The organism is Sulfitobacter sediminis, assembly GCF_040811725.1.
In the GTDB taxonomy this organism is placed as follows: Bacteria; Pseudomonadota; Alphaproteobacteria; order Rhodobacterales; family Rhodobacteraceae; genus Sulfitobacter; species Sulfitobacter sediminis.
The window spans coordinates 1-230 of the sequence record NZ_JBFNXX010000298.1 but is presented as its reverse complement, the minus strand read 5'-3'; the positions used below and the strand labels follow the sequence as shown (position 1 = coordinate 230).

Below are 230 nucleotides of genomic sequence, written 5' to 3'. Positions count from 1 at the left end.
GCTCTGGTCCAACGATTTCATCACCACCGGCCACAGCCTGCTGTCGGAGACGCGCGAATTCGACCGGGGCGGGACCGCCGCCGTCAACGCCTCGGTCCAGCCCGTGCTTGAGCGCTACATGGCGCGTCTGCGCGCCGAGCTGCGCGCGGGGGGATATGCGGGTGACGTTCTGGGGATGAACGGTAACGGCGGCATGATTTCCTCGGAACTGGTGTCCCGCGAGGCCGCCA

1 protein-coding gene is annotated in these 230 nt (G+C 67.8%); it reads left to right on the top strand.

Annotated features, from left to right (window positions below):
• Positions 1-230: hydantoinase/oxoprolinase family protein (locus AB2B41_RS23830; RefSeq protein ID WP_367880295.1), on the top strand; the 230-nt coding region annotated here is incomplete at both ends.